This is a genomic window from Sorangium sp. So ce834, assembly GCF_051521425.1.
GTDB lineage: Bacteria > Myxococcota_A > Polyangia > Polyangiales > Polyangiaceae > Sorangium > Sorangium cellulosum_D.
The window spans coordinates 984,896-1,007,266 of the sequence record NZ_CP150351.1 but is presented as its reverse complement, the minus strand read 5'-3'; the positions used below and the strand labels follow the sequence as shown (position 1 = coordinate 1,007,266).

Sequence of the window (22,371 nt, the reverse complement as noted above, 5' to 3'; positions counted from 1 at the left end):
CCGGATCGCCTGTTCCACCTCGGGGAGGATGCGGCGCGGGAGCCGTGGGCGAGGACGGAGGGCCCACCGGAGGCGCGGAGCTAAAGCACCCAGACCCCGACGCCCCGGAGCGACACCAGCGCGCCGACCGGCGGGGAGCTGTACGCGACGCCCACGCCATTACACCGCGCACGCGAGGGGCTGGCCGACCACGGATGTCCGGCCCCGGCTCGCGTCGGCCTCCGGCACCATTGCAGAAGGACGCTCCTCTTCGACCTGCGCCTGCACCGCCGTGGCGGATGGGCGGCGAAGGCAACCGCAAGACGGCGCTTCCGTCTCCGGTGTAAGGATGAGGTCCGCGATGTGGGAACGCTCGAGGTCGTATATACTGTCCCCGTGCCGGCTCAGGATCGTCATATCGAGGTGTTCCTCTCGTACGCGCCCGAGGACGGGGAGCTCCTTGCCAAGCTAGAGAAGCACCTCAGCGCGCTTCGCGGCGAAGGTCTGATCCGGAGCTTTCACGCTGGCGACGTCGGCGCCGGACAGGCGTGCAAGGCGCTCATCGAGGCCCATCTCGAGCGCGCCGACATGGTGTTGCTCCTCGTCAGCTCGGACTTCCTGGCCTCGAGGGCGTGCTACGAAGGCGATGTGGCGCGCGCGCTGGCGCGCCACGAGGCTCGGCAGGCGCAGGTCGTTCCCGTGCTCCTGCGCGATTGCGACTGGCGCCATGCCCCGTTCGGCGACCTGAGAGCGCTGCCCAAGAATGGACGGCCGGTGAAGAGCTGGGAGGACGAGGATGAAGCGTTCGCCGACGTCGCGCGGGGTATCCGGGACGCCGTGACCGCGATCGCGGGTGCCCGGTCGCCCGCGATCGTCCGCCAGTCGCAGCGGCTCGGGCAGGGCGAGGTCACGCGCACCGACAAGGTGCGGGAGATCATGCAGTGGCTGGGCAAACCGGACTGCGTCGGCGTCGCGCTGCTCGCGCCGTTCGGCTTCGAGGCCCATCAGGTCGCCGGCGACGTGCTCCACCGGCTGCAGCGCCCGGACGAGCCCCTCCTGCCGGTGCGGCTCGTGCCGGAAGTCAAGGGCGTGAACGAGGAGCGGTTCTATGGCCGCTTGCTGCGCGATCTGCGCTGGGCGCTGCCGGAGCCCTGGCGGCATTTCGTGGACGCTCGCGCCGAGACCAGCGTCATCGATCGCTTCGAGGACGCGGTGGACGACCTGCTCGGTGGACCTGTCGCCGAGGCGAGGAGAAAGCTGCTCTTCGTGGTCGACGGGCTGGCGCAGGTGCCGGCGCCACAGCTCGAGCGATGGGGGCACATGATGGCGAGGCTCTCGGACCGAGGCCTCAGGCTGCTCGTCTGGGGCGGGCAGGAGCTGCACGAGCTGCGCACACGGCCGGCATCCGGTGGGCTCTTCTCGGCGTTTCATCTGCTGAGCGCGGTCTCGCTCGGCGCGCTGTCGAGCCGGGAGGTGCACGACCTCGTGCGCGCGCGCGGCGGGGACGCAGCGGCGGCGGAGGTGCTCTGCGACGAGACGGGCGGCCACCCGGCGCTCGTGCGCGAGCTGGCCGACGCGCACGCGGACGACGTGCGGGCCGCGAATCGCGAGGCGCTCAGGGCGCGTATCCTGACGAGCGACCACCTGGCCCGGCTGCGGCGGACCGTCGCGAGCGACGCGGAGGCGCAGGAGGTCCTGAGAGCGCTCGCGCGGGTGGCGGAGAGGCCGCTGCCGCGGTGCCAGAGGGGCGAGGAGAGGCTCGCCTGGCTCGGCGTGCTGAGAGACGCGGGCGCTACGCACTGGGACTGGGTGGCCCCCGCGATGCAGCGGTTCGCGGCCGAATGGTCATGAGGGCAGCGAAAGCGGCCGTCGCGCCAGCGGCGCTGGTGCTGCTGCTCGGCACAGGGTGCCCGGACGAGCCGGCGAGGGAGGCCAGCGCCACGCGAGCTGTCGAGAATCCCCGGCTCGCAGCCTGGAACCTGCCTCCGACCAACGAGCTGGCGCCGAGCGCGAGCAGCGTCATCTACAGCGATCAGAACGGCACGCTCTGGTTTGGGACCGCCGGTGGCGGAGTAAACCGCTTCGATCCTCAAACTCGCGCGTGGTCCATTTACAAGAACAAGAGCGGCATCAGCGATGTCCAGGCGATCGCGACGAGCAGCGATGGCGGAACCTGGTTTGGAACCTCTGGCAGCGGAGTGACCCGCTTCGACTCTTATACCCGCTCCTGGTCGACTTACACGGCAGAGGACGGGCTCGTCGAGGAAAACATCATCGCGATCGCGGAAGGCAGCGACGGCAGCCTCTGGCTCGGGCTGTCGAGCGGCGGGATCGCCCGCTTCGCTCCTCAAACCCGCTCCTGGTCAACCTACACGGCCGAGGATGGCCCCGGCGACAGCAAGATCCTGTCGATCATGAAGGACCGGGACGGCATGCTCTGGTTCGGGACCGCCGGCCGTGGAGCGAGCCGGCTCAACCCCAAGACCAACTCCTGGTCAATTTACAACACGAAGAACGACATCGGCAACAACAACGTATTTACAATCACGCAGGACCGCAACAGCATCATTTGGTTTGGAACGTCGAACGGTGGGGTAAGCCGGTTCGACCCGAAGACGAGCTCCTGGTCGATCTACAACACCGAAGACGACCTCAGCGACGCCGACATCAAGGCAATCGCGCACGGCCCCGACGGCTCTGTCTGGCTCGGAACGTGGGGCAGAGGCGTACGCCGCCACGACCGGAGGACGCTCTCCTGGTCTGCATACAACACCAACAACGGGCTCACGAGCAATTACATCCAGGCGATCGCTCAGGGGCCTGACGGCTCTCTCTGGTTCGGAACATGGGGCGGGGGCGTACACCGCTACGACCCGAAGGCGCTCTCCTGGTCTGCATACAACACCAACAGCGGGCTCACAAGCAACTACATCCGAACCATGGCGTCCGATCGCGACGGCTCGATCTGGTTCGGAACATGGGGCGAAGGTGTAAGCCAGTTCGAGTCCGCAACGCGAACCTGGTCTGCTCATCTCCACAATGGCCCTGCCGAAGGAGTCGTACAAGCCGTGACGCAGGACGCGGATGGTGCGCTCTGGTTCGGTACGTCCCTCGGCGGGGTGAGCCGGTTCATCCCGAAGACGCGCTCCTGGGTCACCTACACGACTAAAGATGGCCTCGCCGACAACAACGTACAGGCAATCGCCCAGGACGCCGACGGCACCCTCTGGTTCGGGACGCTCGGCCGTGGCGTGAGCCGGTTCAACCCGAAGACGCGCTCCTGGGTCAGCTACACGACAAAAGACGGGCTCGCCGACAACAACGTCCAGGCGATCGCCCAGGACGCCGACGGAGCGATGTGGTTCGGGACTTCATCCCGTGGAGCATGCCGGTTCGACCCCAGGAGCCGAGCCTGGAGCACATACGACGACGAGGCGTCGATAAAGGGAAGTATCCAGGCGATCCTGCGTGACGCCGACGGAGCGATGTGGTTCGGCACCAAGACCGGAGCGCTCCGACTCGAGAGGAACGGCTCGTGGACCAAATACGCGAAGGAGGCTGCGCCGCGCGATGCCGATGTGCGAGCGATCGCGCAGGCGGCGGACGGATCGCTGTGGTTCGGAACCCGGAGCGACGGCGCCATCCGGCTCGACCGGAAGACGCGCACCTGGTCGACCTACACGGTGAAGGATGGGCTCGCAGGAGACGACGTCCTCTCGATCGCTCAAGACGCGAGCGGTGCCGTCTGGGTAGCGACCACGACCGGGACGAGCCGCCTCGTGCTCGGCCGCACGAAAGAGGTCGGGACAGCGCACACGATCTCTGCCGCGCGGACCTCCCTCGCAGCCGACGGCGACAGCATCGCCATCTCGCAGTTCGGGCGTTTATCCACCATCCAGCTCAGGGGCTCCGAAGACCCAAAGTGGTCGAGCCTGCCCCCGCTCGCCAGAGGCACCGGGATCACCACGCTGGTCACCGGGCCTTCCGGGATCACGTGGGTGGGGACAGATCTCAGCGGCCTCATACTCTCTTACGAAGAGGGGGACAGCTTTCATCTAACCGGCGACGGCAGCCTGCCCTCGAACACGGTGACGGCGCTCGCCGCGGTCCCTGGCACAGGCAGTAGCCGGGTTTGGGTCGGCACCACCGCAGGATTGGCCGTGGTGGCTCTGAGGAACAGATCTCCTCATGTTGAACGAGTAGATTTCACGGGAGATCAGGTACCGATAGGTCCGGTGGACGCGCTGGCGGCCGCTGACGATGGCAGCGTGTTCGTCGCTTACAATGCGATCCCAGAACAGCGTTACCTCGTCCCCGCGCTGGCTCAGCATCGATCCAAAACGCGAATTTTCCGTGTATCCGCTCAAGGTGCGGTGCTGGAGATAGAGACCAACAACGTACTCGCCGGCAGCGAGGTGCGCGCCCTCGCCTTCAGCGCGAAGGACGGCCTGTGGGCAGGAACTTCCGTGGGTCTGTTTCTCGCCAGAGATCAGGCCGCCTTCAGCGTCGGCGAACGCCACGACGGCTTCAGGCACGCAACGGCCGATATGGCGGTGGGGCGGAGATCCATCCGGCGGCTCGCCATCGCTCCGGACGAGCCGCACACCGTCTGGATGGGCGTCGATCGGCAGGGCAACATGCCGGCGCTCGTGATCGGGTACCGCCCTGAGACGCACGAGGCGTACATGTTGAAGCCCGAGGACGGCGTCCCACAAGGCGACACCATCGACAATCTCGCCCTCACGGCCAGCGGTGAGCTCATCGTCCAGGTCGCGTCGATGGTCGCCAGGGGGCCGGTGTTCGTCCGCGTGGATTCGAATGAGGCGCTCATCGCCCGGGTGCTCTGGATTGCCCTCACGACCGCCGGGCTGATGCTGGCCTTCGCTGCGCTCGCGATCGCGATCGTCAACCGCCGCAACCTGCACCTCCACACCTCGCTCGCGGCTCTCTCCCTCTCCAGCCTACCGTCGGCCCTCACCTCCATGCGCCGCTTCCGCGTGCTCGACGAGTGCTGGTCTCACCTCGGCCTGCCGAGGACCCGCATTCCCCTCATCGAAGCGCTCGCGTCGCCGGCCCCGAATGCCGCGAAGCAGCTCCGCGCGCTCGCCGAGCTCCTCGGCATGGAGGGCGCTGCCTCCGCGCCCGTGCAGGCGTGCCCCCACAGCCTCTCCGTCCTCGCCGCTCGCCTCCCCTACCCGGCCCCGGTGCGCGGTCACACCGTCGCCCTCGTATCCCTCGATGTCGCCGAGGCCGAGAGCGCGGAGCCGGCGCATCTGCGCGCCGCGTTCGAGGTGGCGCTCAAAGAAGCTGGCCAGCGCTTCGAGCTCCCGTTCGTGCTGCTGGCGCGTGACGACGTCGAGCGCGACCTCCTCCCCGCCGACCTGGGCAGCCTGCGCCTCGGCGAGCGCGAGCTCAAGTCCCTGCTCTTCGCCCGGAATCCGCAGCACACCTTCGCGGGCCTGCTCCACGCCCGCCGCCTCGTCGCCCTCTCGCCCTACGCCACCGCGGGCGAGGTGAAGGACGAGCAGATGTTCTTCGGCCGCGTGGCGCTCCTCAAGGAGCTCCTGCTCGCGAGCTCCATCCAGCACATCGTGATCGGCCCTCGCCGCGTCGGCAAAACATCTCTCCTGAAACGCCTGCTGCGCGAGCTCCCTGCCCGCAGACCCGATGTCGACGCCGTCTTCGTCGACCTGCTCGGAATCGCCGACCACGGACGCGCCGCGCGCATGCTCGCCCGAACACTCAAGACGGACGTGCCGCGCGACCACGATCCGGATACCGCGTTCGCGGACCTGCTCCGCGCGCGCTTCCAGGACGGTGGCAGGAAAGGCGTGGTGCTCATCGATGAGGCCGACGGGTTGATTCAGGCAGACGCAGCGTTGGGATTTCCCCTGCTGGCCGCCATGCGCACGCTCCAGGCCGAAGAGATTTGCTCCTTCGTCCTGGCCGGCTATCTATTCCTCTATCGCGAGTCGCTCAATCAGCGCTCCCCTCTCTACAACTTCGCGAGCGTGCGCATGCTCGGGCCGCTCGAGCCCGAGGCCGCGCGCGACCTCGCCCTCGTGCCCATGCAGCGCCTCGGCGTCGCCTACGCCGATCCCGAGCTGCCCGCGCGGATCGCGGAGCGAACCGGCGGCTACCCGAGCTTCGTGCAGGTCCTCTGCGATGCCGAACTCGACGTGCTCCGGGATGTGGGCAGCGGCGATCTCGTGCTCTCCGCGGGGCACCTCGCGCAGGCCGAGCGGAAGGTGGGCATCTCGCTCCGAGACATCTTCCGGTCCAACGCCGGCGACGAGGCGCAGCTGCTCGTCTATCGATTGCTCGACAGGGACGACTTCACCGCGGCGGACGCGGAGAGCGCCCTCGCCGACGCCCTCGGCCGCGCGGTGCCCGCGGCGGCGATCGACAGCGCCCTGCAGGAGCTCAGGCTCTTCGGCTTCCTCATAGAGCAGGACGGCATCTTCTCCTTCGCCATTCCGCTGCTCCGGGACACGCTCCGCACCGGCGACCCAGCGCGCACGGCCGAGCAGCTGGCCGCTGCGCTGTCTCGCAGCGGCTGACCGACGGACGACCGTGCGATGCCGCCCGTCAGCTCCCACGCGCCCTCCCTGACCGAGGCAGGCGCCTACAGCACCCAGACCCCGACCCCCCGGAGCGACACCAGCGCGCCGACCGGCGGGGAGCTGTACGCGACGCCCACGCCATCCACCGAGAAGTCGTTGCGCCGGAGCGGCAGCAGCGCGGCGGCGCCGACGTCGAAGCCGAGCGGACCTGAGAGGCGCGAGAGCGACAGTTCGAGCGGCACCGCCAGCCACGCCTTCTCCGCGACGTCGTTCCGCGTATAGCCGCTCGCCGCGACCTGGAGCCAGCCGGCGTGAATGCCGGAGCAGACATCGAAGCGCAGCGCCTCCGAGCCGGCGGCCGCGAAGCAGGCGCGCGCGGCGCCGCCGAGCAGCGTTTCGCGGAGCTCGCCCGGTCCGTGCCTCAGCGTCTGCGGGACGAGCCAGAGCGCGCCCATCGTCGCTCGCCATCGCGCGCCGCCGATGCCGACCTCCGCCGAGAGCGCCGGCGCGAAGGGGCGCACCACGCCGAACAGGCCGGTCGCGCCGGCCGCCAGCGTGAGTCGCGTGGCGCCGCCCTCCGGGCTTGACGCCTCGCCTTCCCGCTCGCCCCCACCGGCCCCCAAGGGCTCGGGCGGCGCGGGCGGCACCGCCGCTGAAGCCTGGGGCGACGGCGCTCCAGGGGCTGGCGCCGGCGCCCCAGCGGCAGCCGCCGGCGCTCCAGGGGCTGGCGCCGGCGCTCCGGGGGCTGGCGCGGGCTCGCCGCCCACGTCGGCCTCGGGCGCTTGCAAGGGCGGCTCCCGCGCGTCGGAGTCGAGCAGCAGCGCGAGCGTCACCGCCGTCGCCTGCTCGAGCGCCGCGCAGCCGCCGCCGCGATCGCGCAGCTCGCGCGCGCCGCTCCCGCTCCGGATCGACGCGCGGAAGCCGTCGTCGCCGCGGGTGAAGCGGACGGCGTAGGCCCCGCTCGCACCCGTCTCCGGTCGCCCCCGGAGCTGCTCGACGCGCGCGATGAGGCGCGCCGCGTCCGGACAGCTCTCGGCGCCGGCACCGCGCGTCACGCTCAGAAATGGCTCGGCGCGCGCCCTGGCGGTCCCCGCTGCGGCCAGCATCGCACAAAAACCCACGCAAAGAGCGCGAATCCTCCGCATCGGGACGACGCGAGCGTAGCCGCAGCGCGGAACACGCGCGATTTTTTGTGATCGGGTCGGGCCCGTCTCCCCACAAGGGGGCCGAGTGGTATCGTTTCCGCACCATTCTCCGTACAGTTCCGCGCCCGAGCTCGCGGGTTCGGTTCGTTGCGCTCGCTGAGCAGGTCACCCGGACGTCACGGGCATGAGCACACCGGACCCCAGCTTTCGAGCCCTCTATGACGCGCACTTCAACTTCGTCTGGTGCTCGCTCAGGCGCCTCGGCGTGCGCGAGGCGGACGTGCTCGATCTGGCGCAAAAGGTGTTCTTGACCGCGCACCTCAAGCTCCCCGAGTTCGAGGGCCGCTCGCTCGTCACGACCTGGCTCTTCGCCATCTGCCAGCGGGTGGCGAGCGACTACCGGCGCTCCGCGCGGTTCCGGCGCGAGGTCACGACGGACGCCGCGGAGATGGACCTCTACGGCGGCGCGTCCGAGGAGCTCGCGCAGAGCGCGGAGTCGCGGCAGCGCGCGCAGGAGGCGGAAGCCCTCTTGAACAAGCTGCCAGAGCCGCAGCGCCTCGTGTTCGTCCTGTTCGAGCTCGAGGAGATGTCCGGCCAGGACATCGCAGATCTGCTGGGGATTTCGGTCGGCACCGTACGCTCGCGCCTGCGCCTGGCGCGCGAAGCGTTCTCGCGCGAGGTCAAGCGCCTCGCCCTCGCACAGGGCACGGGCCGAAAGGAGGCGGTGTGATGGGGGATCCGGAACGGTTGCTGAGCGCCAAGGGCGGCGCGGACCCGCTCGAGCGGGAGCTCCTGGGGAGCGTGCGCCACGTGGGCCCGCCCGAGGGCGCGAAGGAGCGCGCGTGGAGCGGCATCGCAAGCCAGCTCGCGGCGGCGGCGGCCGTCGGCGTCACGGCGGGCTCCGGCGCGGCGGCTGCCAAGAAGGGGGCCGCCGGTTCGCTCCTGTCGCCGGCGTTCGCGCTCAAGGCAGCGGCGGTGCTCGTGGGCGGCGGCCTGGCGCTCGGCGGAGGGTACTGGGCGCTCTCGTCGTCGGCCGAGCCGCCTGCGCCGCGCGGCGCGGCAGGCCCGGAGCGAGCGCCGGCGGTCGCGCCGGAAGCATCGGCGGTGGCGCCGCGAGCGCCGGTCGCGACGGCGGCCGAGCCTGCGCCGCCTCCCGAACCGCGGCCGGAGGCTCAGATCGAGGGGGAACCGAGCCGGAGGCCGAGCGGGCCGAAGCAGACCGAGACCGATCTGCTGCGCGCCGAGAGCGCGCTGCTCATGGAAGCGCGCGCCAAGCTGCGCTCCGGAGACGCGGCGGCGGCCGCGGCGACCCTCGAGCGCCTGCGCGCGCAGTTCCCGAACGGCGTCCTCCGACAGGAGCGCGAGGTGCTCGCCATCGACGTGCTGGCCTCGCGCGGCAATCTGCAGGAAGCGAAGCGGCGCGCTCAGGCCTTCGTCAAGCAGTATCCCAATAGCCCCCACAGCGCGAAGCTCAAGCGATTCCTGGATCCGCCGTGAAGCGCTGGCCGGCCGCTCGCATCGCGGCGCTCGGCTGGCTCGCCGCCTCCGGGTGTGACGCGGAGATCACCTCGGTCGGCGCCTGGGCGCCGGTCGTCTCCGGAGCTTCTTACATCGAGGCGGAGCTCGGAGTGCTGACCGGCGGCTTCACCGTGGGCGAGGACAGCCGCGCTTCCGGGGGCCGCTTCCTCTCGCCCCCCGACGGGATGAGCTCGGGCGAGGCGCCTGGGCCCGCGCGCGCTCGCTACCGCTTCGAGGCGCCGAGCGCGGCAGAATACGTGATCTGGGGGCGGATCTACGCGCCGAACGCGATCGACAACCGCTTCTGGTTCCAGGTGGACGGCGGAGCGTGGACCCTCTGGCGCATCAGCGTCGGCGAGATCTGGTTCTGGGACGATCTCCACGACGACACGCGCTACGGCGAGCCGCTCCGCTTCTCCCTCGCGGCCGGGGCTCACGAGCTCGTCCTCGCGAACGCCGCCGACGGCGTCCGGCTGGATCGGCTGTACTTCACGCCGGACGGCGACGAGCCTCCGGGCAACGACACGCCGTGCGATCCCCCGCATTCGATCGAGGTCGGCGGCGAATGCCTCCCGAGCTGCGGCGCCTTGCAGGGCACCGAATGCGGCGAGGCCCAGTGTGCAGGACGCGAATTGCTCGACGCCTACGACTGCGGGGTGTGCTGTCGCGTCGAAGGGCCGTGAGCCGAGCCGCTCCCCGGGATCGGGTCGGAGCTCGTCGACCGAAGACACACCTCTTCGCACCCCATCGAGGCGTCTCCACGTCTCGATGACGAAAAAAGTGATCGCTCCCGCGCTGGACTGCCACCCACCCGGAGTCGCCAGCAGCCCCGAGCGGAGCCCTGAATGACTACGTTATCCATCGATAAATCCACGGTCCACGGAAGCGTGGGAGTGCTCGCCCTGGCGTTCGCGCTGTCGGCGTGCATCGGCAACCTGGGAGGCGTCGACGGCGCGCCGCCCGGGGACGGCGCGAGCGGCACGAGCGGCGGCGGCCCGGGGCCGGGGAGCCCCGGTGAGGCGCTCGCGTGCGACGCGAACGTCGTCGATCCGGGGCCCTCGCCGATGCGCCTGCTCTCGCGGGAGCAGTACCTGAATACCGTGCGCGACCTCGTCGGCGACGTGGCCGGCCTTGAGGCGGCGCTCGGCCCCGCGAACGAGGCGTCGGCGTTCGGCCTCGTGCAGCCCGACGTGACGCAGGTCGAGCTCGAGCATTTCCAGGCCGCGGCGGACGTCATCGCCGCGGCGATCGCCGCCGACCCGGCGCGGCTCGGCGACATCGCGCCTTGCGAGGCCGGCGCCGAGCCGCGCGCGTGCGCGCGCCAGATGGTCGTGCGCTTCGGCGCCCGCGCCTACCGCGCGCCGATCACGGACGCGGCGGACATCGATCGACACCTCGGGCTCTTCGGCGTCGGCGCGGAGACGAGCTACGCGCACGGGATCGAGATGCTCCTCCGCGGCATGCTGCAGTCGCCGCGCTTCCTGTACCGCGTCGAGATCGGCACCCCCGAGAAGGTGAGCGAGCGCGCCGTGAAGCTCTCTCCGCACGAGGTGGCCGCTCGCCTCTCCTACACGCTGTGGGGCACCGTGCCGGACGCCCGGCTGAACGAGGCCATCGAGGACGGCAGCCTGACCACCCGGGAGGGCGTCGCGGCGCAGGTCGGCTGGATGCTCGAGGACGAGCGCGGCAAGGAGCTCCTCCATCGCTTCCTCGGCAGCTGGACGCACCTGAACGGCCTGGTCGGCGTGGTGAAGGACGAGGGCGCCTTCCCCGAGTGGCAATCGCGGTCGTTCCGCGAGTCGCTGCGCGGGCAGGCCGACGCCTTCTTCGACCACGTGCTCCACGAGCAGGGCGGCGCCCTGCGCGCGCTCTTCACCTCGACGACGGTCTTCTACAACAAGGATCTGGGCGGGTATTACGGCGTCGCCGGCGGCGACGCCTTCCAGGCGCTCGAGCGCACGGACGGCACCGCGTCTGGCATCCTGACGCTCCCGGCGCTGCTCGCCGTCCAGGCGAAGCCCGCCGAGAGCTCGCCGATCTACCGGGGGAGGTTCGTGCGCGAGGCGCTGCTCTGCCAGCAGCTGCCGGCCCCGCCGGCCAACATCCCCAAGCCGCCCGAGGTCGACGCGAGCAGCTCGACCCGCGAGCGGCTGGCGCAGCACGAGGTGGACCCGAGCTGCTCCGGCTGCCACCAGCTGCTCGACCCGATCGGCTTCGGCTTCGAGCATTACGACGCGCTCGGCCGCTACCGCGAGCTCGACGGCGGCAAGCCGGTCGACGCGAGCGGCAAGGTGGTCGCCACCCGCGACATGAACGGCGATTTCGTGGGCGTGGCGGAGCTCGGCGAAATGCTCGCGGGCAGCGCCGAGGTGGAAGAGTGCGTGGCGCGCCAGTGGTTCCGCTTCGCGATCGCCCGCTTCGAGCAGGAGATGGATGGCTGCTCGATGGAGCGGTTGCTCGAGACCTTCAGGGCCGCCGGTCAGGATCTGAACGCGCTGCCCCGCGCCGTCGTGGAGACGGACGCTTTCCTCTACCGCCGTCCGATCGACGAGCACGCGAAGGAGATGCCATGAACCGCAAAGGCCCGATCGACCTCCGGACCCAGATCAGCCGCCGCAAGCTGCTCGGCGGGCTGGGCGCCCTGACCGTCGCGCTGACGAGCCCCATCTGGCGGAGCGCCACGGTGTTCGGACAGGACGCGAAGCAGCCGGGCGCAAAGCGCTTCATCGGCATCTTCTCGGCCAATGGCACGGTGCCGTCGGCGTTCTTTCCGCCGGGGGACGCGCACGAGGCGCCGCTCTCGCTCGGCCCGATCCTGGAGCCACTCGAGGCGCACAAGCAGAAGATGCTGGTGCTCAAGGGCGTGCACATGAATTCGACGGTCGAGGACGAGCTCGGCGTGTCGAGCGCGAACAAGCCCGGTGGCCCGCACATGAAGGGCCCCGGCGCGATGCTGACGGGCGGCTCGCTGCTCGCCGGCAGCTTCACCGGCGCGGGCGGCCCCGCCGGCTGGGCGGACCGGATCTCGGTGGATCAGCACATCGCCCATCGGATTGGCGGGAACAGCCAGTTCCCGTCGCTCGAGTTCGGCGTGCGCATCGAGGGGCAGGAGCCGCTCCGCGTCATCTCGTACCGCGGCGCGAACCAGCCGAACATCGCGGTCGACGACCCGTTCCAGATGTACGCGCGCATCTTCGCCAACGCGGACCTGTCCGACACGGAGCTCCAGCGGCTGATCGCCGAGCGCCAGAGCGTGCTGGATTTCCTCAAGGACGACATCGGCCGGCTGCAGGCGCGCGTCGGCGCCGAGGACAAGGCGCGGCTCGAGGCGCACCTCGGCGGGATTCGCAACATCGAGCAGCGGCTGCAGAGCTCGGGGGTCTCGTGCACGCCGCTCGCGATGCCGGAGAAGTTCGACACGCGCGCGATGGAGAGCTACCCGAAGGTCGGCCGGCTGCAGACCGATCTGATGCTGCTCGCGCACATCTGCGGCATGACCCGCGTGTCCACGTTCATGTGGGCCAACGCCGATAGCTGGCAATACTATCCCTGGATCGGCGTGAACGAGGAGCACCACGAGCTGTCCCATGCCGGCGACGACGACGCGGTCGCGAACGAGAAGCTCGTGAAGATCAACCGGTGGCACAGCGAGCAGGTGACGTACGTGCTGGACCAGCTGGCGCTCGCCAAGGAGGTGGACGGCAGCTCGATGCTCGACAATACGCTGTTGCTCTGGGGGAACGAGCTCGGCGCCGGCAATACGCACACGTACAGGGACATCCCGTGGGTGCTCGCGGGCGGCGCGGGCGGCTACTTCAAGATGGGGCGCTACCTGAAGTACGCGGACCTGCCGCACAACAACCTGCTCGTGTCGGTGTGCAATGCGATGGGGCTGGAGGACGTGACCACCTTCGGGATCCCCGGCGTGTGCACCGGGGCGCTGCCGGGGCTGGTGGCGTGAGCGGGGGTCGACGAGCGCAGCCCACCGCCAGAGCGCGCCCACATGTCACATTGGCGCGCAGCCGGCGGCCGGACGGCCGTGAGGTGATGGCAGGGCTCTGCGCAGCCGCGGCGGCGTCGCGGCGCTCGCGAGCGCTGCTATCCGTGGATGGCTCGTCCGAGCGTCAAGACGGACGCCGCGAGCATGAGGCCGGCGAACGCCCAACGCCGCACGGCCGCGCTGATGCGGCTGGATAGCCGGGCGCCGGCCAGGCTGCCTGCACACTCGCTGGCGCTCAGGCAAGCGGCGATCCGCCAATCGACCGGCGGGTGGGGGAGATGGCCGGCGAGACCAGCCATCGTGTTCATCGCGATGACGAGGATGGAAGTGCCCATCGCCGCGTGCACGGGGGTCCCCGCGAACACGACGAGCAGGGGAACGATGGCAAATCCGCCGCCGAGGCCGACCAGGCCGGTCAAGCAGCCGACCAGGGCCCCCCCTACCGCGAGCACGGCCAACGTCTGCCAGCCCGGCCGCCTTCTGCCCTGGTCCCGCGGAAGCGTGGGGCGCTTCCAGAGCATGGAAACGGACGCCACCACCGTGGCCATGAAGAAGATCACCTGAAGGACGCGCTCCGGGATCACGCCCGCGATGTGCCCGGAGAGGTAGGCTCCAGTCATCGAAGCGAGGCCGAAGGCGAGGGCGAACCGCCAGACGACGGCCTTCTCCATGGCGTACGGGACGAGGGCGGCGAGGCTCATCAGCAGGACGGCCACGAGCGAGGTGGCGACCGCGCGGTGGAGCGCGAGCCCGGCGATGTTGGTCAACAGCAGCACGGTGAGGATCGACGGGCCGGCCCCGAGGATGGCCGATACGATCCCGATGACCAGGCCGAGCGCTGCTATCAGGTACATCGTCATAGCGCTTCGCCGCGTCGTACCGACGCGTTCCGGGGACGAGCCGAGCGCGCCCGAGCGCGCGGAGCTCTCCCGCGCCGCCGGGAGGCAGGCGACGGCCGCCCGCGCGTCGGGCAGCGCGCCCATGCAGGATGGCATACTGCGTGCCCGAAGCCCTGACGCGCGCTGAACGCGTCGGGGAGAGGTACGAAATGGCGTCGGGCGAGGGCTTCGTTGTGTGGTTCACTGGGTTGTCGGGGTCCGGCAAGTCGACCTTGGCCGCCATGCTGGCTGCCGAGCTGCCGCGGCGGGGCGTGCATGTCGAGTCGCTCGATGGCGACGTCGTCCGCACGCACCTCTCCAAGGGGCTCGGGTTCTCGCGAGAGGATCGCGACACGAACATCCGCCGGATCGGCTTCGTCGCGAGGCTCGTGGCGCGCTCCGGCGGATGCGCGATCACCGCGGCGATCAGCCCCTACCGGGACATCCGCGACGAGCAGCGGCGCGCGATCGGGCGTTTCTGCGAGGTCTACTGCGAGTGCCCCATCGAGGTGCTCGAGCGCCGGGATGCCATGGGGCTCTACGCGCGCGCCCGCGCGGGCGAGATCAAGGGCTTCACCGGCATCGACGACCCGTACGAGCCGCCGCGCTCGCCCGAGGTGGTCGTCCACACCGATCGCGAGTCGCCCCGCGAGGGCGTCGCCCGGATCCTCGCGAAGCTCGAGGAGCTCGGGTATGTCCGTCCCGCGGCGCAGCCGGCCGAGCCGGCGCGGACGGGCCTCGTGCCCCCGCACGGCGGGGAGCTCGTCGACAGGTTCGTTCGCGGCGAGACAAGGCTACGGCTGCTCGAGCGCGCGGCCGGCTTACCCAGGGTGACGCTCGACGAGCGCGGGGCGAGCGATCTGGAGCTCATCGGCAATGGCGCCTATTCCCCGCTCAAGGGGTTCATGACGTCGCGGGATTACCTGCGCGTGGTCCATGAGCGGCGGCTGGAGAGCGGCCTCGTCTGGTCGATCCCGATCACGCTCGCGGTCCCGGGCGAGGACGCCGGCCGCCTCTCCCTCGGCAGCGAGGTGGCGCTGGCAGCGCCGGACGGGCGCGTCGTCGGTGTGCTCGAGCTCGTCGACCGCTGGACACCGGACAAGGATATTGAGGCGCGCGACGTCTACGGCACGACGGACGTCAGCCACCCGGGCGTCGCCTCCCTGCGGTCGTCGGGCGACGTGTACCTCGGCGGCGAGGTCTGGCTGGTCGATCGCCCCGTGGTGCCGCAGTTCCCGGAGCATCCCCGGGATCCGGCGGCGACGCGGGCGGCCTTCGAGGCGCGCGGCTGGCGGCGCGTCGTGGGGTTCCAGACGCGCAATCCGATCCACCGCGCGCACGAGCACATCACCAAGTGCGCGCTCGAGATCACGGACGGGCTCCTGCTGCACCCGCTCGTCGGCGCGACGAAGGCCGGCGACATCCCGGCGGACGTGCGGATGCGTTGCTACGAGCTCTTGCTGGAGAAGTACTACCCCGCGGACCGGGTCGTCCTCGCGCTGTATCCGGCCGCCATGCGCTACGCGGGGCCGCGCGAGGCCCTCTTCCACGCGCTCGTGCGCAAGAACTACGGCTGCTCCCATTTCATCGTCGGGCGCGACCACGCCGGCGTCGGGCACTTCTATGGGACGTACGACGCGCAGCGCGCGTTCGACGACTTCCTCCCGGGCGAGCTCGGCATCGAGCCGCTCAAATTCGAGGAGGCCTTCTGGTCCACGGTCGTCGGCGGGATGGCGACCGACAAGACCGCGCCGGGGGGGCCGGAGACGCGCATCACGCTCTCGGGGACCCAGGTGCGCGAGCTCCTGCGCGCCGGGAAGCTGCCTCCACCCGAGTTCAGCCGCCCGGAGGTCGCGCAGATCCTCCTCTCGGCGATGCGGGAGCGAGCGCACGATCAGGCGGCCTGAGGGTGCCCGCCGGCCGACGCGCCGGGGCGCTCCTCGCCGGTCTCCAGCCAGCGGGCGCAGTCGCCCCCCAGCTTCTCCAGCGCCAGCCGATCGAAGCGCGCGCTCTGCGCTGGGGTGATCTCGGCGCGGTAGTCGCGGGCCGGCCCCTTGTGGAAGAACGCCTTGGGATCCCGCATGTGCGCGCCGGCGAACGGGGCCATCTGCTCGGCTCGCGCGCGCATGTAGCCGAACGAGCAGTGCTCCACGATCCGATCCAACCGCAGCCCGGCCGGATCGACGTCGATGAACCCGGCGATGCGCACGATCTGACCGCGCAGATCCTCCTTGAGCCGCCGGTAGTGCACGAGGAGCACATTCGGCTCGTCCCGGAGCTTCCACCACGATCGCACGACGTCGAACAGGTCGCAGCAGCCGTACCCGTCGGTGTCCAGCCACCGGTCGAAGAACTCCTGCATGCTCTCCGGGATCACGAGGCGCGTCGGATCGCCGGACCACGCCGCGTGGATGCGGTTGATTGTATCCATGGTCTCGGCGGAGAACTGGCTCAAGTAGTTGTGGAAGCTGATGCCGAGATCCTTGCCGTTCCGGCCGACGAAGATGTAGCGGGCCTGCGCGGCGATGGGCACGGCGTCCGCGGGCAGGTGCGACTTCAGCACGCGCCGCTCGCCGGCCTCGCGCTGCGCCTTCAGCATCGCCAGCATCGCGGCGTGGTCGCCGAAGCTGGAGTCGAGCCAGGGGGAGGTGTCCGAGAGCGCCTCTTCCTGCTCTTCTCCGTTGTCGAGGATCTGCTGGATGATGCGCTGGGTCCATGTGGTCCCCGCCTTGAACGGGTCCGCCACGACGATGTCGCCGGAGATGAAGCCGCCCTGTGCCAGGAAGTCGTTCCAGACAAGGGAGCTGTTGAGGTAATCCCTGACGATCCGCGTCGGCGCGATCAACCTGTCGCTCGTGACCATGTGTCACCCTCCTTCATCGCCGCTGCGCGCAGGACGCCCGGACGACGGGCTCGCCCGCACCTGGCGGCAGTCGGCCACGCCCGCCGTTTCGATGTCACGACGGGAATGGCATCTCAAGAACCGGACCAGCCCCGGCTGCATTCCGCAGGCCCCCTGCGGGACGCCGCCCGCGCGGGCAAGGAGAGCAGACGCCCCGGGTGGTAGTGTCCCCGGGTGGTACCTCCAGCCTCGCCCGACGCCCCGGCGGCCCCGGCCCATGGCGAGGCCGCCGCGCCGCGTGCGGCGCCCGCGGCGCGGTGGAGCGCGAGCGTCCGCTTCGGGCTCGGCGTCCTGCTCGTCGCCACGGCCGCGGCGGCCTTCGCGGCCGCGTTCCGCTCGGCGCTCGCGCTCGCGCTCCACCGCGCCGCGGGCACGTCGGACGTCGTGTCGGCGATGCTCGCGGCGCCGCGCTGGGCGCGGCTCGCCTTGCCGGCCGCGGGCGGCCTCCTCGCCGGCCTGCTGGGGATGCTCGTGGCGCGGGCGCCCGCGGGGCACGGCGTCGGCGACGTCATGGAGGCCGTGGTCCTCGGGCGCGTCCGCCTGTCCATGCGCGTCACCCTGCTCAAGTCCGCCGCGTCGTGGCTGGCGATCGCGACCGGCGGCTCGATCGGCCGCGAGGGGCCGCTCATCCAGTTCGGAGGAGCGGCCGGCAAGCTCGTCAGCGATCGCCTGGGCCTGCCGATCGACCGGGCGCGGCTGCTCATCGCCGCCGGGACCGCCGCCGGGTTCGCGGCGGCCTACAACACCCCGTTCGCCGCGGTGCTGTTCGTGCTGGAGGTCGTCACGGGCGTCGTCGTGCTCGACGCGATCGTGCCCGCCCTCATCGCGACGGTGATCGCCGCGGCGATCACGCGCTCGGTCCTCGGCGAGGACCCCATCTATGGCCAGCGCACATTCCACCTCCGGTCGCCGGCCGAGCTGCTCGCCTTCGCCGGGCTCGGGATCTCCGCGGCGCTGGGCGCCCAGGGGTTCATGCGGCTGCTGTCGTTCGGCGAGCGCCAGTTCCGGCGGCCCTGGCTCGGGCTGCCCTGGCGCCCGGCCGTGGGGGGCGCGCTGGCGGGCGCGGTCGTCGCGTTCCTCCCGGAGGTCGCCGGCAACGGCTACGAGCCGCTCAACGCGGTGCTCGACGGGCGGTTCTCGGTCGGCTTCGTGGCGCTGCTGCTGCTCGGCAAGTGCTTCGCCACGACGGCGTCCGTGTCGTCCGGGAGCCCGGGCGGCGTCTTCACGCCGACCCTCCTGCTCGGCGGAGGCGCCGGCGTCCTCTACGCCTGGGCGCTCTCCCACGCCGGCGTGCCCCTCGGCGAGGCCGGGGGGTACGCGCTGGTCGGGATGGCGGCCGCGACGGCGGCGACCACCCACGCCCCGCTCATGGCCGCGGTCATGGTCTTCGAGCTCTCCGGCGACTACGCCATCGTCCTTCCGCTCGTGCTCGCCACCGCGATCGCGGCGCTCTTGTCCCGTCGGCTCCGCCGCGAGTCCATCTACACCGCGGAGCTCCGGCAGCGAGGGATCGGCTGGAAGATGACGATGGAAGGGCGGCGCATGGTGGAGCACGCCGCGGCGCCGCGCGACGGCGCGCGCCGGGGATCCGGTCGCTAGCGAGTGCTCGGCGGGTTCGAGGCTACGCGTCGTCTGCGACGGCGATCGCGCTCGGGGCCGGCGCCGGCTTGCGGCTCTTCTTCGCCGCGGCCGCGGTGGCGGCGTTCCTGCGCATGAAATCGATGACCGGCGCCAGCACGTCCATCACCTTCCGATCGGTCTGCGCGTGCGTCTTGGCGATCCGGTAGGCCGCGTAGAGCGCCTCGCGGAACTTGATGGCGGTGTAGAGCGTCGAGTCGCCGAGCTCCCCTCCGATCGGCGCGAGGCTCTCCGCGAGCTTGCTGAAGAGCAGGTGCTTCTCGATGCGGTCCCGGAGCAGGGCGGTCTCGAAGCGGTTCGGGTCCATCCCTTCGTCCTGATCCGCGAGCGACTCGAACAGGGCGGGCTTCATGTTCACCACGTCGAGCACCTTGTTCAGCATCGCGTGCTCGCCGTCACGCAGCCGCGGCGCGGTCTGCCGCTGCTCCTTCGTCAGCGTCACGAGCCCCGGGAAGAGGCTGTCGAGCCGCTCGCCGAACTCGGCGGCCAGGGCCTTGGCCTTCTCGGCGCGCGCCCGGAACTCCTCGATCGGCATGTCTTCCCACGTGGTCCAATTCGAATCCTTCTTCTTCGAGGGCATTGGTTCTCCTCCCGTGCTGCGGTTGCGAGCGGGTACCGTAAGGTGGCATATCTGGGCCCGCAAGCATGGCAGACCACCGGAGCACGAACTCCACGCCAGGACGAGAGCGGAGATGGCTCTCGTGACAACAGCATCGGCCGCAGCCGCAGCTCAACCGCAGGAGGAGCAGGGTCACTGCAACTCTTTACCATCGACGGTGCGCTCGGCTCCGGCAGCGCTCCGGGGTCTCTCCGCGCTCGTTCACGAGCCGTGAGCGCACGGAAGAGGCCTGAGTACTTCGTGAGGAGCGTGCTGGCCCCTCCAGAGCCGTCCTCATCCATCCCACGGTCGCCCTGAACCGCTCCACGGTCGCCCTGAACCGCTCCACGGTCGCCCTGAACCGCTCCGCGGTCGCCCTGAACCGCTCCGCGGTCGCCCTGAACCGCTCCACGGTCGCCCTGAACCGCTCCACGGTCGCCCTGAACCGCTCCACGGTCGCCCTGAACCGCTCCACGGTCGCCCTGAACCGCTTCACTCAGCCCATTTTCGCCTCGCACCCCCGGTGGCCCCCCGGCTCGCAGCCCCGAGCGCTGCTCGACGGGGGCTCGCCCGCGATCTTCTCGGCACGCTCGCGCTGCGCCGCTCCGAAGACCACGGCTGCCGCGGTCGCTCGACCGCGCCGCTGCGCGAAGGTGGGAAGCGTTTTTTCGCCGGACACCGGCCCGGGTTGTTACATCTAGCCGTCGGCGCGCCGTTCGGTCCCGCGGCCAGCGGCGACGAGCGACCCGCAGGATGTGAGCCTCTACCATGAGTGGACCGGCTGGCGACCCCCGGGTTGGCATGATGGCGACGCGCGCGCCAGGGAGCCCCAGCCCGTGGCCGCCCGGCTCGGCGACCGCTTCCTGCCCTGGCAGCTCGAGCAGGGCGTCGAGGAGTCGTGGGAGGCCCGAGGAAGCGCCGTTGACGCGCCGGCAGACGCCTGAGCCCGTACGCGGGGGTGTGTCCGGCGAGAGGCAACCCCTGCTGTTCACCGCCGAGCCGGTGCAGAAGGATCGGTTCGGCAACGCCGTGGAACCGGCGGCGCGGAAGGGGAAGAAGAAGCGATGACGAAGACAACCCGGGACCCCGGGCGACGGGCGCGGGCAACCGACCCGCAGCCCCGCGCCCCCAACCAGGCGAGCGTGCCGCGGATCGAGTCGCTCCACGTCGAGAACTACCGCGCGCTGAGGCAGCTCGATCTTGACGCGATCACCCCGCTCACCGTGCTCCTCGGGCCGAACGGGAGCGGCAAATCGACCGTCTTCGACGTGTTCGCCTTCCTCTCCGAAGCCTTCTCGCTGGGCCTCCGCAAGGCCTGGGACCGGCGCGGCCGGTTCAAGGAGCTCCGCACCCGGGGCGCCGAGGGGCCCATCGTCCTCGAGCTCCAGTACCGAGAGAAGCCCGGAACCCCGCTCATCACCTACCACCTCGAGATCGACGAGGAGCCCCGCGGCCCCGTGATCGGCAGCGAGTGGCTGCGCTGGCGGCGCGGGGAACGCGGCCGGCCGTGGCGCTTCCTGGACTTCAAGCGGGGTGAGGGCCAGGTCGTCTCCGGCGAGGATCCCGACGAGACGGCCGAGCGCATCGAGGAGCGCCTCGACTCGCCCGAGCTCCTCGCGGTGAACACCCTCGGTCAGCTCGCCAAGCATCCACGCGTCGGCGCGCTGCGGCGGTTCATCACGAGCTGGTACATGACCTACCTCTCCGCGGACAGCGCCCGCAGCACGCCGGAGGCTGGACCCCAGGAGCGGCTCTCCCAGACGGGCGACAACCTGCCCAACGTCATCCAGTACCTCAAGGAGCAGCACGAGGAGCGCCTCGATACGATCCTGAGGGTGCTCGCGCGCCGTGTCCCCAAGCTCGAGAAGGTCACCGCAGAGGCGATGCAGGACGGGCGCTTGCTGCTCCAGATCAAGGACGCGCCGTTCGAGAGGCCGGTCCTCGCCAAGTACGCATCGGACGGGACGCTCAAGCTCCTGGCCTACCTCACGGTCCTCTACGATCCTTCCCCTCCGCAGCTCATCGGGATCGAGGAGCCAGAGAACTACCTCCACCCGCGCCTCCTCCCCGAGCTCGCGGAGGAGTGCCGCAACGCCTCGGAGAGGACGCAGCTCCTCGTGACCTCGCACTCGCCGTTCTTCGTCTCGGATCTCCGTCCCGAGGAGCTCCGCGTGCTCTACCGAGACGAGCACGGCTACACGCAGGCCCGCCGCGTCGCCGACATGGAGCGTGCCCGCGCGATGTACGAGGCCGGCGGCAAGCTCGGTCACCTCTGGTCTGGATGGAGGGGTACTTCGACGTCGGCGACCCGCTGGTCCGCGACGAGGTAGAGAGCCTCGCCTGAGCCCGACCGGACGCATCTCCCGCTTGACCGGGCGCCGAGGGCGGGTATCGGACGACGCATGAACGAGATCCTCGGAGAGCGGAAGCTGGTCTTCAAGCCTTCCGACGGCTCACCGCCTCGGACGGTGGTCGCCCGGTTCGGCCATCCAGAACCAGGAATCAACGGCATCTGGCACGTGGACGTCGAAGTGGAGAAAACAGGAAAAGCCGGTACGACGGACCGAGCCCATGGCATGGACCAGGCTCAGGCCATCTTGCACGCATTCCTGCTCCTCGATGCCCAGATCGAGGCCATGGCGGAGCGTGGATCCATCGAGCTATCCGGAAGCAATCAACCCGTGGAACGAGAGCCTACCGAGAAGCCGAAAGCCTGGCGGCTCGCGCCGAGAATCGCGTCAGAACACGATTCCAGCCTCGGCAGCGAGATGATGCTCGCAAAAGTGGACGTCCTCGGCGAGCGAGCGCTGACGCTGAAGGGGAAGGATGGCAGCGAGGAGAGCGTGATCGTGTGCCTCGGGCATCCATACATGTCCAGAGGCTACTGGCGCGCTCCGTGCGAGATCATCGGCCCGAAAGGCGCGGTCCAGCGTCGCTTCGGGGCGGGAGAAGACTCGATTCAAGCGCTGACGCACCTGCTCTATCTCACCCCGATCCTTCTGGACAGCCTCGCGGAAGATGGGGAGTTTCATACGAGGGAAGGCGCGGCAGGACATTGGTTCCCGCGGATCCTGATCGAGGAACGATCGGGCACAGCAACGAAATGAAGCACAGACCCGGCGGCGCCGGCGCCGGCGCCGCGGCCGCGCC

General features: G+C 70.4%; 15 protein-coding genes and 1 pseudogene. 11 read left to right on the top strand and 5 right to left on the bottom strand.

What is annotated here, in order from left to right:
• Positions 1-375: 375 nt before the first annotated feature.
• Both WMF20_RS03760 and WMF20_RS03755 read left to right on the top strand, forming a co-directional pair.
• The gene (locus tag WMF20_RS03760) at positions 376-1,830 is read left to right on the top strand and encodes a TIR domain-containing protein (protein WP_437610749.1); all 1,455 of its coding nucleotides are present in this window, start codon (positions 376-378) and stop codon (positions 1,828-1,830) included.
• Positions 1,827-6,539, top strand: coding sequence for a two-component regulator propeller domain-containing protein (locus tag WMF20_RS03755; RefSeq protein WP_437610747.1), 4,713 nt, complete (start codon positions 1,827-1,829; stop codon positions 6,537-6,539). The genes WMF20_RS03760 and WMF20_RS03755 overlap by 4 nt, the downstream gene beginning before the upstream one ends.
• Before the next feature lie 65 nt (positions 6,540-6,604).
• Here WMF20_RS03755 and WMF20_RS03750 read toward each other — a convergent pair whose 3' ends face one another.
• Entirely contained in the window at positions 6,605-7,597 is a 993-nt protein-coding gene (locus tag WMF20_RS03750) for a hypothetical protein (protein ID WP_437610745.1), read from the bottom strand.
• Between the two features lie 274 nt (positions 7,598-7,871).
• Between WMF20_RS03750 and WMF20_RS03745 the strand changes: the two genes are divergently transcribed.
• From WMF20_RS03745 to WMF20_RS03725, 5 genes are all read left to right on the top strand, one after another.
• Positions 7,872-8,417, top strand: a complete 546-nt coding sequence (locus tag WMF20_RS03745; protein ID WP_437610743.1) for an RNA polymerase sigma factor — start codon at positions 7,872-7,874, stop codon at positions 8,415-8,417.
• Positions 8,417-9,184, top strand: a complete 768-nt coding sequence (locus WMF20_RS03740) for a tetratricopeptide repeat protein (protein ID WP_437610741.1) — start codon at positions 8,417-8,419, stop codon at positions 9,182-9,184. The genes WMF20_RS03745 and WMF20_RS03740 overlap by 1 nt, the downstream gene beginning before the upstream one ends.
• Positions 9,181-9,888, top strand: coding sequence for a hypothetical protein (locus tag WMF20_RS03735; RefSeq protein ID WP_437610740.1), 708 nt, complete (start codon positions 9,181-9,183; stop codon positions 9,886-9,888). Before WMF20_RS03740 ends, WMF20_RS03735 begins: the two co-directional genes overlap by 4 nt.
• A gap of 162 nt (positions 9,889-10,050) precedes the next feature.
• On the top strand, positions 10,051-11,778 hold the full coding sequence (locus tag WMF20_RS03730) for a DUF1592 domain-containing protein (protein ID WP_437610738.1): 1,728 nt from the start codon (positions 10,051-10,053) through the stop codon (positions 11,776-11,778).
• On the top strand, positions 11,775-13,166 hold the full coding sequence (locus tag WMF20_RS03725; protein ID WP_437610736.1) for a DUF1552 domain-containing protein: 1,392 nt from the start codon (positions 11,775-11,777) through the stop codon (positions 13,164-13,166). The genes WMF20_RS03730 and WMF20_RS03725 overlap by 4 nt, the downstream gene beginning before the upstream one ends.
• 137 nt (positions 13,167-13,303) lie before the next feature.
• Here WMF20_RS03725 and WMF20_RS03720 read toward each other — a convergent pair whose 3' ends face one another.
• A complete protein-coding gene (locus WMF20_RS03720; protein ID WP_437610734.1) occupies positions 13,304-14,065 on the bottom strand; it encodes a sulfite exporter TauE/SafE family protein in 762 nt (253 codons plus the stop codon).
• 128 nt (positions 14,066-14,193) lie between these two features.
• On the opposite strand from WMF20_RS03720, the gene sat reads away from it, so the two are divergent.
• Positions 14,194-15,990, top strand: a complete 1,797-nt coding sequence (sat, locus tag WMF20_RS03715) for a sulfate adenylyltransferase (RefSeq protein WP_437610732.1) — start codon at positions 14,194-14,196, stop codon at positions 15,988-15,990.
• Here the strand turns inward: sat and WMF20_RS03710 are convergent.
• Positions 15,978-16,946, bottom strand: coding sequence for a sulfotransferase domain-containing protein (locus tag WMF20_RS03710; RefSeq protein WP_437610730.1), 969 nt, complete (start codon positions 16,944-16,946; stop codon positions 15,978-15,980). The genes sat and WMF20_RS03710 overlap by 13 nt on opposite strands.
• Positions 16,947-17,159: 213 nt before the next feature.
• Between WMF20_RS03710 and WMF20_RS03705 the strand changes: the two genes are divergently transcribed.
• A complete protein-coding gene (locus WMF20_RS03705) occupies positions 17,160-18,584 on the top strand; it encodes a chloride channel protein (RefSeq protein ID WP_437610728.1) in 1,425 nt (474 codons plus the stop codon).
• A 22-nt stretch (positions 18,585-18,606) separates the two neighbouring features.
• Here the strand turns inward: WMF20_RS03705 and WMF20_RS03700 are convergent, their stop codons facing one another.
• Entirely contained in the window at positions 18,607-19,203 is a 597-nt protein-coding gene (locus WMF20_RS03700) for a hypothetical protein (RefSeq protein ID WP_437610726.1), read from the bottom strand.
• Between the two features lie 184 nt (positions 19,204-19,387).
• Positions 19,388-19,717 carry a hypothetical protein gene (locus WMF20_RS03695; RefSeq protein WP_437610724.1) on the bottom strand — a complete coding sequence of 110 codons (330 nt, stop codon included), beginning with the start codon at positions 19,715-19,717 and terminating at the stop codon, positions 19,388-19,390.
• 568 nt (positions 19,718-20,285) lie between these two features.
• Here WMF20_RS03695 and WMF20_RS03690 point away from each other — a divergent pair.
• Both WMF20_RS03690 and WMF20_RS03685 read left to right on the top strand, forming a co-directional pair.
• A pseudogene (locus tag WMF20_RS03690) lies at positions 20,286-21,565 on the top strand (AAA family ATPase).
• 58 nt (positions 21,566-21,623) lie between these two features.
• Positions 21,624-22,328, top strand: a complete 705-nt coding sequence (locus WMF20_RS03685) for a DUF6968 family protein (protein ID WP_437610722.1) — start codon at positions 21,624-21,626, stop codon at positions 22,326-22,328.
• Positions 22,329-22,371 lie beyond the last annotated feature (43 nt).